We start from the raw sequence: 13,519 nt of genomic DNA, 5'->3' as shown, positions 1-13,519 counted from the left end.
ATTTACACATTATTGTACGACTGGTTGATTTTCTTTTTCCAATTCGTTTTTGTCATAGATTTTTACGAATGGGTAATAGATCAGGATCGATAAAAGAATCAAAAGAACATTCAGCACGATCGCACGCCAATCGCCGCCAGTCGCTAAGAAAGCGCCAATTGGTCCAGGCAATGTCCAAGGGGCATTGACCGTAACTGCATTGACTAAACCAGCTGAGGTAGCGACCCACGCAATGACGCCATTGATCAGTGGTGCAATGATGAAAGGTGGGATCAAGATTGGGTTCAAAACGATCGGTGTACCGAAAATCAGTGGTTCGTTGATGTTGAAAATAGCTGGAATCAAGGCTGTTTTTCCTAGTTTTGAACCGAATTCCGATTTGGTGCGAAACGCTAACAAGATAGCCAAACCAATCGTTGAACCAGCCCCACCGATCCAGATGAACCATTGATAAAATGGTTCGGCTGCGATATTGGGAATCATATCTCCTGAAGCAAGCGCAGTCGTATTTCCTTCCAATAACTGCAACCATAATGGACGAGCCAGTGAACCAACGATAGAAGCACCATGGATCCCGAATGACCAGAAGAAGGTCGTCAAGAAGGTGATCAAAAGCACACTTGGCAAGGTGTCTGCGGCACTGACTAAAGGATCAACGACTTTTGCCACGATCGTGTGCCAGTCAAAGCCGATATAGTAAGTGATCGCACCCATTCCTAAAATAATGACTAAGGTAGGGGTCAAGGCTTCGAAAGAACGAGCGACTGCAGGTGGGACTTGTTCTGGCATCGTGATTTTAAATTTCGATTTGTCCGTTAACCGATAGATTTCAACGGCAAGAATCGAGGTGATGATCGCCACGAACATACCAGCACTCCCTAAATTGGCCATTGGCAAGACAAAGCCGACCGTTCCAGCAGCATCCAAGGCTTCTGCTGGGATATTGACAGGGGTGAAGGTCAGTAAGAAGGCGGTCGTAGCTAGGATCCCGCCAGAAAGACCATCAAGCTTATAAGAGCGAGAAAGACTGTATCCGATCCCGAATGCCGCATACAAGCTCATAATGTACATCGTCATTCGATAAGGCAATAAGATCGTTGTGGCATTGCTAGACAAGAATTGATAGATACCCCAACTTTGAGGCAGCGGTGGAAAGGCTAAAATCATAAAGAACGAACTGACGATGATCAATGGCAAGGTTGAAACGATCCCGTCACGAACCGCCCGCAAGTGACGCTGGCTGCCAAGTTTTTCCATCGGTCCTGCCAAATGGCGCTCGATGAATTGAGTGAATTTATCTAACATGGTTTATCCTCCTAAGGTGTTTTACATTTTTGCTTCCCATGGATTCGGAATGATTTTCCCTAAAATCACGCCTTGGGCTGCCCCGGTTGCTGCAGGGGCATTATTGACACGGCTGTGAAGGGTTTCATTTCCTAAGATGGCAAAAGCCACCGCTTCTTTGGCATCGTTGGAACCGCCAATGTCATCTTGTGTTCCAACGGCTACTGATTCTGGTAAATAGCCTTGGATCAGTTCAATCAGCAGAGGATTGTGGGCACCGCCGCCCGAGAGAATCACCTCCAGATCGTTTGTTCCCAACTGAGGAAAAATGAACCGTTGGTAACTGTCAGCGATGGAAAAAGCGGTGAAATCGGTTAAAGTCCTCACCAAGTCTTCAGGTGCTGCTTCGGGATACTTGGTCAATAACTGCTGCACGAAATGTTTTCCAAAAAGCTCACGCCCGGTGCTTTTCGGCGGTTGCTGGGACAAATAAAAATGAGTTCTTAAATCCTTTTGCAAGGTGGGTATAATTGCTCCCGCACGGGCTGTTTCACCAAACGCATCATAAGGCTGGCCGAATAACTGAACCATTAATTCATCGATGACCATGTTTCCCGGACCTGTATCAAAGGCATACAGCTCGTTTAAGCTGCCACTTTTTGGTAGTACAGTAACATTGCCGATGCCGCCAATGTTTTGCAGCAAACGATTTTTGCTGTCTGATTGATAGAGCAGATAATCTGTATAAGGAACAAGAGGGGCGCCTTGACCGCCAGCAGCCATATCCATCACTCGAAAATCGGCGACGACTTTCGTTTGTAAGCCATAAGCGATAATCGAAGGTTCGCCAATTTGCAAGGTGCTGTTTTTCGCTGGATCAGAATCGGGGGAGTGCCAGATCGTTTGTCCGTGGCTGGCAACAAAATCAATGCTTTTTTCTTCAATACCAGCTTTTTGGCAGAGGATTTGACACGCTTTCAAAAATTGATATCCTAATTCAGTATTTAATTGGCAGATGAGGGGAACATTTGATTCCACCGGATCACAAGCGGTTTTTATTCGTTCCTTCAATTCTTCATCAATTGGCAGCGTGACCATTTCCATCAGCTGTACAACAGTTTCGGTGCCGTAGCCATTGATTTTTACTAAAGCAGCGTCGATCCCATCCAAACTGGTTCCTGACATTAGTCCTATTGCAAGCATAGCGTTTCTCCTTTCTTTTAGAATAGTGATGAAAGCGATTGTTGAATTCGATTTCACACTCATTGTAAATGAAGTGTAATTATATTTCAAGATATAAATTTATAATTGAAAAAACATTTCAACATAATGATGTCAGGTCTTCGCTCTTTTTATCAAAAATGGGTGGTAAGTGAAATTTTGCTGGCAGAGAGATGTCTAACGATCAGGGAAAGTGGTATAATGATTGGAAGGATATTTTTTAAGAAGGTGAAGAAATGCGCTTTATACATACAGCTGATTGGCACATCGGAAAAAAACTACATGGCTATGATTTGCTGGAAGACCAGCGAGCAATTATTGATCAAATCATTGCGATCGCTTTAGAAGAAAAAGCCGCTGCCATCGTCATTGCAGGTGATCTGTATGATCGTTCCGTTCCCGCTGTCGATGCGGTCAAATTATTGAATGAAAAAATCGCAGAAATTAATCTAACGAATGAACTGCCTTTATTGGCTATCTCAGGAAACCATGATAGCCCAGCGCGGCTAGAAACTGGTAGTCAGTGGTTTCAGCAAACACGTTTTTATCTGTCCACCAGCATCGAACAAAGTTTACAACCGGTCGAGTTTGACGATACGCAATTCTTTTTGCTGCCTTATTTTGAACCGATCGAGGCGCGTTTATTTTTTGACGAACCGTTAACGAAAATTTCAGATAGTGTCCAAAGAGTGATCGAGGAGATGACCAAGCACTTTGATTCGTCAAAAAAACAAGTGTTAGTGACCCATTTTTTTGTGGCGGGCGCTAGCCAAACGGATTCTGAAACGAAAATTCAAGTTGGCGGATTGGACAGCGTGCCGACCACAGCTTTTGCGCCTTTTGATCGAGTCGTTTTGGGGCATTTACATGCCAATACCGCCCTGAAACATCCGAAAATCGGGTACAGTGGCTCTCCGCTGAAATTTTCCCTTTCTGAACGGACGAACCAAAAAGGGGTCTATCTTGTGGATACTGTAAAAGACACAAATGAATTTATTCCCCTGACACCAAAAAGGGATATCCAGCAACTGACAGCCTCCTTTGAGGAGTTGATCGATCCGGTTTTTTACCGTGAGCTGGATCGTGAGGCGTTTTGGCATTTTCTACTGACGGATCGTGCTGTGATTCCAAATATGATGAATCAGTTGCGAAAGATCTATCCATTTATTTTGTCTGTCGAACGGTTGAATGGTCGAGAACAGACGAAAAAAAGACAGCTAACGACACGAGAAACCGACCCGCAGGCCTTGATCAGTCATTTTTTTCAAGAGATGACGGGAGATTCATTGCTCGATGCACAAACCAAGTGGATCGAACAAGGATTAAATGAAGCATTTGTCGTGGAAAAGAGGGAATAGTCATGCAACCTAAGTCTTTACAAATGAAAAATTTTGGTCCATTCATTGATGAAAAATTGGATTTTAGTCAGTTGCAAGCTGGTGGTTTGTTTTTGATCAGCGGCAAAACGGGTGCAGGAAAAACGACGATTTTCGATGGCATGACGTTTGCCTTGTTCGGTGAAACATCGGGGAATCTGCGCTCAGGCAAAGAAATGCGCTCGATGTTTGCTTCACCAACCGAAGAGACCAGCGTCACCTTTACTTTTGAACATCAGCGTTTTACTTACCAGATCCAACGGAAACCGGAACAGACCTTAGCAAAAAAACGTGGTGACGGGGTCACCAACCAAACGGCAAAAGTCCAGCTGACAATTTTTGACGCCGAGGGCAAAGAGAAAAAGCAGATCAGTAAACGCACAGAAGTTGATGCATTTATCAAGGATCTGCTGCAGCTGGATGCCAAACAGTTTTTTCAAATCATGATGTTGCCGCAAGGAGAATTTCGTAATTTTTTGATTGCCAGCAGCAATGAGAAAGAACGCGTTTTACGGAATTTATTTGGCACGGAAATGTATCAACAATTTAATGAATGGTTGAAAGAGCAAGTCAAAGCACAAAGTAAAAAGCTTGAGCATCAGCAGCTGCTCGCCTCGCAAATCATGGAGCGCTTTGAATGGGAAGAAGCGCAGGAGGTTTTAACGGTTGCGGAAGGTCTGACTTTGTGGGCGCAGGATTTAGAAAAACAACAGGCGCAGCTTCAGCAGTTATTGCACAAAAAAGACCAAGCGATCCAAGAAATGAAAGCTGCGCAAGACGCTTTTTACCGTGCAAAAGAAATTGAAAATGCACGGATCGAATGGCAAGGTCTACAAGAAAAAGCCCGAGAGCTGCATGCTAAAAAAAACGAGATCGCTCAGAAAAAAGCACAGTTGAACCAGTTGGTGTGGGCGCTTGAACATCAAGAAATCATGCAGCAAAAAGAAGAACGAGTGAAAGAAGCACAGCAAGCTACTCAGCAAATCAACGAAACAAAGCAGCAGCTGCAAGAAATTCAGCAGCAACAAGTAAGCTGGCAAGACCAACGAGCGTTGATTGACGGCATCAAGAAAAAACAGGAAGCTGCTAGTCAAAAAGTTCAACGAATCCAGCAGCAGATCCCGCTAGCACAGCGCACACAAGCGCAGCAAGAAGAAGTGGTGCAACTTGAAAAAGCCGCACAAAAACAGACCACCGAATTAACGAAGATAAACCAAGAGCAAGCAAGTGCCAAAGCGCAAGCGCAGCATCTGGCAGAAGAAATCGAAGCATTGCGAGGGTTTCAAGCAGAAACGGTGAAATTAGTAGAAACGCAGGCTCTGGTAGAAAAATGGCAGCAAGCAAAAGCGCAGTTTCGTGAAGCCGAGCAAAAAGCAGGGGAACAGCAACAAATTCATTCGGAGTTGGTTCTTGAACATCAGCAATTAGCAGCATCCTTGCTGGAGCTGCAAAAAACGTTAAAACAAGAAACCAGTCAAAATGCTCGAATGCAAATTGCTCGGCTTCGTCTTTTGCTGGAAGAAAATGAACCCTGTCCGGTTTGTGGATCATTGGATCATCCGAATACACAGGAGCACACGACCTATCGCATCGAGGACATCATTGCCAGTGAACAAAGACTTGAGCAAACACAAGAAAAATTGACGAAGATCCAGCAGCAAGTATCGGCAAATCAAACGCTGCAGGAGCAAGCCGCATTGCGAATCAGCGAATGGCAAGCCACCAGTGTTGCTGCGCAGAAGCAAGTGGCATTCGCTTGGACTGCAGTTCAACAGGCATTTGCTGCCTTACAGCCGATAGAAAACCAAGAGACGATTACCGAGGAAACGACGGTAGCGGAACTAAAGAAACGGCAATCTTTCAATCAACAAAAAGCCGCTTCTTATGAAGACGCGCAGAAGAAACATCAGGCAGTAAATGAGAAATTAGCAACGTTAAATGAGTCCTATCAGCTAGTCAGTGAGCAAGCGAAAAAAGCCCAAGAAGCGCGCCAGCTTGCGGAGGGGAAATTGGCTTCTTTACAGGAACAACTTGCAGGCGCAACGTATGAACAATTACAAGCCGATTTAGCAAAAACCAATGGTTTACTGAGGGAATATACGCAACAAATTGAGGCTGATGCCCGACAAGAAGCGCAGCTAAACGAACAGCAAGCGATTCTTTCAGAGAAGCTGAAAAATCTGCAGCAATTTTTTGAAGAAAAGCAAGCGGCTAAGACAAAAGCAGAACAACGACTGACGCAGCGACTTCAAGAAGCTGGTATGACTGAGGAAACGATGCGGGAATTGATTGCCCAAGCCGCTCAAACAACCGTTCTCTCAGAAGAAATCAAAACCTATGAGCAAGAAACGGTGTTTGTTCAGCAACGGCTAGCATTGTTAGATGCACAGTTAAAAGAGCAAGCTGCGATCGATTTAAACCAATTGGAAGCTGACTACCTTCAGTTGCAGACCGTCATGGAGGAACTACAGCAAGAAACAGTTCGCAAACAGGAGAAAGTCAACGGCAATCAACGGTTGTTTGACGAGCTGCAGGTCATTTATCAGCAAAATGTCGAAGAACTGGCCCAATTAGGCCAACTTCAGCAGTTGGCAGAAACCATCAACGGCGAAAACGTCAAAAAAACCAGCTTGGAACGGTATGTACTGCAGCAATTTCTGACAGAGATCTTAGAAGTCGCCAATGAACGCTTGGCTCGGTTGACTCGTGGCCGCTATCAATTTGAATTAGCGGATAAAGTCGGGAGCTATCGAAGCTCAACAGGCTTAGAAATTGACATATATGACGATAATGCGGGACAAGTCAGAAGAGCTCATACACTTTCAGGCGGCGAAAGCTTTATTGCTGCCTTAGCGTTGGCGATCTCTTTGGCGGATGTGATCCAGCAACGAGCTGGTGGGATCGAGATCGAAGCCCTCTTTATTGATGAGGGCTTTGGATCGCTTGATGAAGAATCATTGGAAATGGCGATGGAAGCATTAGAAATGATCGAAAATGAAGGGCGCATGATTGGGATCATCAGTCATGTTCGAGAACTGCGGGCAAGAATCCTGCAGCAAGTTTTCGTAGAAACTAACGGCAGCGGGCAAAGCCGGATCCGAATAAAAGAATAAGGAGAGGAGGGCTCTTATGAAGTGGAGTATTCCAGAAAAAGTAATTGAGCGTGGCAGAACGTATGTCAACGAAGATCGCGTCTTATCTGTCACACCAGACAAAGAAAAAAATGTGTGGCACGCAGAAGTATTGGGGACAGAATTGTATTTAGTGACCTTAGATGCTACAGCCAAAGAGGTAGATTATTGCCAATGTCCGTACTGGGAAGAGCATCATTATTGCAAACACACGGTGGCAGTCGAACTTTATCTACGCAAACAAGGGAAAACACGAAAAATCAATGAGCAAACCCCCATCAAAAAAGCCTTTTCTGCTTCAGAGATGTTTTCCAACGGCTTTGCCCGCTTAGGGAGCGAAAAAGAAACGAGCCAACCCTTACAGGTTGAATTTCGGATAGATACCATCGCCACCAATCCTTACCATCAAGAAATGGATATCTTAGGGATTTCCCTCAAAGTCGGCCATCGTGGCACCGCACGGACCTATGTCGTTAAAAACATTTATAAATTTTTGCAGATGTACCAAGAAAACAAGCAGTACGCAGCGAATAAGCAGCAGACCTTCTTTCTATCTGCGGATGCCTTTGATGAGAAAAATCGAGCCTTGTTGAATCGATTGGCAGGAATCGCGCAAACGCAACAGTTAATCGGGCAAGCAGGCATTCAGATCAGTGGTAAACTTGACAAAAAGTATTTGCTGCTACCAGTTGAGTTCGGCAAAGAATTGTTGTTACAGTTAAACGAAGTCTATACGCAAATAACCATTGGTGAAACAAAAGTCAATGAAGCCGATTTTCAAATCGGTGAACCTTTGTCGTTTTCAGTCACAAAACAAGAGGATCATTTTCCGCTGGAATTCGTGAAAGATTTTGACCATTTACTTAGCTATTATAATTGGGGTCTGCTGGATGGAACCTTTTATGAACTGACTGTCGAACAAAAGGAAATCTATGTCACGATGCAACAGTTGTTTAAACGATTTGAACAGCCAGTCATCGACTATCCGAAAGAAGAACTAGCGAATCTTTTTATGAAAGTATTGCCTTATTTGCGAAAAATCGGGCGTGTCCAAGTAGCACCTGAAGTTCAAAATGAAATCGAAGAGTCTGAATTGAAAGCTGTCTTTTCGTTACGGAAAATCAAAGGACAAGTCGATTTACAAGTAGACTTCACTTATGGAGAAGTCGTTTTTTCAAGTGATGAAAAACATCACTATATGCCAGAAAATCATCCCGAGATTTTACGTGATTTTCAACAAGAAGCACGAATTGAAGCGATTATTGAAACCTTTGGCTATCAAGCGAGCACTAAAAATTGGCAAAAAAGCTTACCTGCGGGGGAACAACTTTATACCTTTTTTACAAGGGAGATCCCTGTTTTAAGGCAATTAGGTGAAGTCCGTATCGGCAAGAAGCTGCGGGAACTTTACCTTGACGCCCAACACCATCGACCAGAAATCGTTATCGAAGAAAATGGTTCTTGGTTGGATATCAAGTTTGATGTCAGCGGCATTCAAGAGTCAGAGATCAATGAGGTCTTGCGCAGCCTGTTACAGTCTGCACAATATTATACCACTGAAAATGGGCAAGTCCTTTCATTGGAATCGGAAGAGTTTCAAGAAGCAAGTGCTGCCCTGAAAAAATTGCGTCTTTCATTAGAAGCGAAAGATGGGGCGATCCAAGTTCCTTTGAATCAAGGGCTGCTCCTGCAAGAGCAGTTTGCTGATCAAGCCAGCTTTAGCGCCGGTTTTCAGCAAATGACGGAAGACTTGATCCACCCAGAAAACTTTGAGGCGCAGCTGCCAGAAAACTTGCATGCTGAGTTGCGACAATACCAAGAAGTTGGCTTCCGTTGGTTAAAAATGTTGAGCCACTATCAATTTGGCGGTATCCTTGCCGATGAAATGGGGTTAGGGAAGACCGTTCAGACGATCAGCTATTTACTTTCAGAAAAACAAGAGAAACAAAAATTGAATGCATTGATCGTGGCACCGGCGAGTCTAACATTCAACTGGCAACAAGAAATCAAACGGTTTGCGCCGACGATTTCTGCGTCTGTCATCAGCGGAACGAAAGAAGAGCGCGAAGGGCAGATGGCGCAGTCAGCGGACGTCCGCATCACTTCTTATGCAAGCTTGCGGCAAGACATTGATGCTTATCAAGCACTAGATCTGACTTGTTTGATTTTAGATGAAGCGCAAATGGTCAAAAACAGTGCGACCAAAACGGCACAGGCCTTGCGCTCCTTGGAAGTTCCACAGCGGTTCGCCCTCAGCGGCACACCGATCGAGAATAATTTAGAAGAATTGTGGTCCTTGTTCCAAATGATCATGCCAGGCTTTTTCCCGAACAAGCAGAAATTTAAAGAGCTGTCTACGCAAGAAATTGCGAAAATGATCAAACCCTTTATTTTGCGAAGAGACAAAAAATCCGTGCTGCATGATTTGCCGCAAAAATTGGAAACAAATTATTACAGTGTTTTAACAGAAGAACAAAAGAAAATCTATTTGGCGTACTTGCGGCAAATGCGGGAAGAAATCGCGCAAATGGATTCTACGTCTTTTCGTAAAAATCGAATCAGTATCTTAGCTGGTTTGACTCGACTGCGGCAAATCTGTTGTGACCCACGATTATTCGTGGAGGATTATGAAGGGTCTTCTGGGAAACTTGAACAGGTCAAAGATTTACTCTTAGCAGCCAAAGAAAATGGGCGTCGTGTGCTGTTATTTTCTCAGTTTACTAGCATGCTTTCGATCATTGAAGAAGAGCTAGCACAAGAAGGGTTTGAGTCCTTTTACTTGCGAGGCAGCACACCGCCGCAAGATCGTTTGACGATGGTCGATGCCTTCAATAGTGGAGAAAAGGACGTCTTCTTGATCTCGTTAAAAGCAGGAGGAACAGGACTGAATCTGACCGGCGCAGACACCGTGATCTTATACGATTTGTGGTGGAACCCGGCGGTAGAAGAACAAGCCGCTGGACGAGCCCATCGGATCGGTCAAAAAAATGTTGTCGAAGTCTGGCGAATGATTGCTGAAGGAACCATTGAAGAACGAATGGATGCGTTGCAACAAGAAAAACGTGAGCTTTTCCAAAAAGTGATCCAAGGCAATGAAACACAGCTTCAACAAATGACAGAAGAAGATATTCGCTTGATATTGAGTATCGGCGAAGAAAGTTAGCCAATCAAAAAGATGGACCTGCCGCAGGAGCAAAGGTCCATCTTTTTTTAGTTATACATGTATGCAGGCACTTGCATCAGTGTGTCAATACTGTCTTGCAGCTGTGAAAAAGCAGTGATCGATGCATCTGGTAAGTCTTCCAATCCACTAGGCGCTTGACGGAGACGATGATTGAACCACAAAGCTTGCCAACCGGCTTTCTTACAGCCAACCACGTCATTATCAAAATTATCACCAACGTACAGTGTGGTTTCCGGATCAAGAGCAAAGGCGGTTTCTGCCAATTGGAAAATTTCTAGTTGCGGCTTTTGATAACCAGTTGCTTGTGAAATGATCATATGCTCTGGTTTGATCCATCGAGTCAGTTGCAACTGATCCAATTTTTTTTGCTGGTGGTCAGTGGGACCATTGGTAATAATTCCTAGTTTGACTGGCAATGTGGACAAATAGTTCAAAGTTGACTCAACTTCAGGATGCAGTGTGATGGCATCTAGTTCTTGTTCATAACACAGCTGAAACATACAGCTTTCTTCCATTGTAATAGGTAAGTACCCTAAATCCGTTAATGAATGGGTCAGTCGAAAATAACGAAAATGATCTAGCGTCCATTCATTTGCCAATACCCGTCCAAACTGCTCATCACTGTGCACCCGAAACCGTAAGTAAAGAGCAGTTAAATCTTTGTGGGCTATTTGTGGGAAACATGAGGTTACGGCATTGCGAAATGGTTGTTGCTGGTCATATAAGGTATCATCGACATCAAAAAGAATACTAGTGATCAAAAAAGACACGCCTTTCAGAGTTAGTGAAAATTTTCAGTTTGTTTTCGAATCAATCATAAGCCATTATTCCTGTAAAAAAAAGAGGGAAATCCCTGTAAAATAAAGGTTTTATTTACTGTTTTTAGAAATCCGCGTCTTTATAGGTTTTCAAAATTATAGTGAATTTTACCCATTTTCACATGTTTCTCATTTTGCATTTCTACTGAGAGTTGCTTATAATGAAAGCTATTGAGGAGGGGGAAATGTGTTAAAAAGGTTTTTTCGTTATTATCGACCGTATCGGTCACTATTTATACTTGACTTTACTTGTGCGGTATTTGCTGGTTTATTGGAACTAGCCTTTCCAGTTGCCGTCAACCAAGTAATCGATAAGATCATGCCCCAGAACAACTTTCGCCTAATACTGTTGGCATGCTTAGGCTTGTTCTTGTTTTATGTGATCAATACTGTGTTGCAATATATCGTGGTTTTTTATGGTCATAAACTTGGGGTCAATATTGAAACTGATATGCGTCAAGAGTTATTTCGACATCTGCAAACGCAATCTTTTGAATATTATGATAATCAAAAGACTGGCAAGCTGATCAGTCGTTTGACTACGGATCTCTTTGAGATTTCTGAAGTCGCTCACCATGGGCCAGAAGATGTTTTTATTACCATCATGACTTTGGTCGGTTCATTCCTATTGATGTTAAATATGCATGTTCAATTAGCTGTGGCAACATTTGCGTTGATTCCCTTGATCACGATCGCCTTGGTTTTTTTCAATAAGAAAATGACCAAAGTCAACACACAGATCTATGATAATCTCGGTGAGTTCAACGCCGGAGTGGAAGCATCTGTCAGTGGCATTCGAGTGACACAATCATTTGCCAATGAAACGTTTGAACATAAACGCTTTGACGGGTTAAGTGAGATTTATCGGCAGTCTAAGATCCTTTTTTATAAGGTAATGGCAATCAGTTCAGCGTACAATTATTTCTTGATTCGGTTGATCAACTTGTTTGCTCTGATCTTTGGTGCCTACTACGTGATTCGTGGTGAACTGACGAACGGTCAGTTCGTAGGGTTTATTTTATTGTCAAATGTCTTTGTTAGACCAATTGAGAAGGTTAATACGATGATCGAAAGCTATCCGAAAGGCATCGCTGGCTTCAAACGCTTGACCGAAGAGTTGGATAAAGAACCGACGATCAAAGACAAGCCAGGGGCACGGGCAGTAACTTCCTTAAAGGGAGACATCGTCTACCATGATGTTTCTTTTTCCTATGCGGATGCGACGAAAGTCTTGAATCACATCGACTTGTCGATCAAAGCGGGTGAGACGATCGCCTTCGTTGGACAAAGTGGTTCAGGGAAAACAACGTTATGCAACTTGTTGCCGCGGTTTTATGAAGTCACGGAAGGCGCCATTACGATTGATGGCATCAATATTCAGGAGATGACCTTGGCATCTTTACGTCAGCAGATTGGTACGGTGCAGCAAGATGTTTTTCTTTTCCCAGGAACGATTCGAGAAAATATTGCTTATGGCAAACTTGATGCAACAGAAGAGGAGATTTTAAAGGCAGTCAAATTGGCACACTTAGAAAAAGTCATTGATCAAATGACGGATGGCTTGGATACGGTCATCGGTGAACGAGGCGTCAAATTATCGGGTGGCCAAAAGCAGCGGGTAGCGATTGCTCGGATGTTCTTGAAAAACCCGCCGATTTTGATTCTAGATGAAGCAACTTCAGCGTTAGATACCGAAACGGAACAAGTGATCCAAGAATCATTGAATTCTTTGGCAGATGGGCGTACAACCTTGATCATTGCCCATCGCCTCGCAACGATCAAACATGCGACACGAATCATTGTCGTTAGTGAGAAGGGGATCTTAGAAGAAGGAACCCATGAAGAGTTGATGGCGAGAAAAGGGCATTATCGTGCATTGCATGATGCTCAATTTGCTCGTGACCGAGAACCAACACTCGCTTAGAAGAAAGACATGGCAAACGATCAGTTCAAGAATAGTACAGTCTATTATGCTTTGTCAGTGACCAAGCAACAAATTGGCTGGCTTCTTGGATTGATCGTTTTTTACTGAGTTTTTTGTGAGAAACCCTTTTCATTTATAAGCAGATGTTCATTTCTGCTGCTGTTTTATAGCAGATTATGACAGAAATGCTTCTATGGTTTTCTGATTAAAAAGGAATGTGATACAATAAAACCAAGAAGAAAGAGAGTGGTTGCGATTACTAGCACAAAAAAATAACATTCATTTTCATTGTAGCGCGATCGTTTCTCGGCAAAGGAAGGATCGTGAAAAAGTTCTTTTGAAAACGATTGAGCGACTGCCTTGGTTTTTCTCTCAGTTTTTGATTACATCTGTAATTGTCGTAGTAAAATTAAAAAACGTTGCCTTCTGTTAAAAGAATATTTTAATATTCTGACATCTTTTTGATACACCTTTGACACACTGTTGTATAAAAGGAGTAATATTAAAAAAAAATTTGAGTTTTCTCATTTAAAAATAAACTTTTTGAAGGAAACCTTTTGCCTTAAAGGTTTCGCTTTTAA

The 13,519-nt window shown here is 43.2% G+C and carries 7 protein-coding genes; 4 read left to right on the top strand and 3 right to left on the bottom strand.

All coding sequences use genetic code 11. From position 1 onward, the window contains the following. Window positions 1-9 precede the first annotated feature (9 nt). Window positions 10-1,305 (bottom strand): PTS sugar transporter subunit IIC, encoded by a 1,296-nt coding sequence (locus A5867_RS11935; RefSeq protein WP_016610823.1) that lies wholly within the window; start codon window positions 1,303-1,305, stop codon window positions 10-12. Between the two features lie 21 nt (window positions 1,306-1,326). Then, a complete protein-coding gene (gene anmK / locus A5867_RS11930) occupies window positions 1,327-2,487 on the bottom strand; it encodes an anhydro-N-acetylmuramic acid kinase AnmK (RefSeq protein ID WP_087627690.1) in 1,161 nt (386 codons plus the stop codon). Window positions 2,488-2,741: 254 nt separating this feature from the next. Here anmK and A5867_RS11925 point away from each other — a divergent pair, with 254 nt between their 5' ends. From A5867_RS11925 to A5867_RS11915, 3 genes are read left to right on the top strand one after another with little or no spacing between them, the layout of a single operon-like run. After that, window positions 2,742-3,863 (top strand): exonuclease SbcCD subunit D, encoded by a 1,122-nt coding sequence (locus A5867_RS11925; protein ID WP_087627689.1) that lies wholly within the window; start codon window positions 2,742-2,744, stop codon window positions 3,861-3,863. Window positions 3,864-3,865: 2 nt separating this feature from the next. After that, a complete protein-coding gene (locus tag A5867_RS11920; RefSeq protein WP_087627688.1) occupies window positions 3,866-6,994 on the top strand; it encodes an AAA family ATPase in 3,129 nt (1,042 codons plus the stop codon). 16 nt (window positions 6,995-7,010) lie between these two features. Continuing rightward, entirely contained in the window at window positions 7,011-10,175 is a 3,165-nt protein-coding gene (locus A5867_RS11915; protein WP_087627687.1) for a DEAD/DEAH box helicase, read from the top strand. 47 nt (window positions 10,176-10,222) lie between these two features. Here the strand turns inward: A5867_RS11915 and A5867_RS11910 are convergent, their stop codons facing one another. Continuing rightward, complete coding sequence (locus tag A5867_RS11910) at window positions 10,223-10,957, bottom strand: HAD family hydrolase (protein WP_087627686.1); 735 nt, start codon at window positions 10,955-10,957, stop codon at window positions 10,223-10,225. A gap of 244 nt (window positions 10,958-11,201) precedes the next feature. Between A5867_RS11910 and A5867_RS11900 the strand changes: the two genes are divergently transcribed. After that, complete coding sequence (locus tag A5867_RS11900; RefSeq protein ID WP_034858408.1) at window positions 11,202-12,938, top strand: ABC transporter ATP-binding protein; 1,737 nt, start codon at window positions 11,202-11,204, stop codon at window positions 12,936-12,938. Window positions 12,939-13,519 lie beyond the last annotated feature (581 nt).

This window comes from Enterococcus sp. 6D12_DIV0197, from assembly GCF_002174385.1.
Lineage (GTDB): Bacteria > Bacillota > Bacilli > Lactobacillales > Enterococcaceae > Enterococcus_D > Enterococcus_D casseliflavus.
This window is presented reverse-complemented; position numbering and strand designations above follow the sequence as displayed.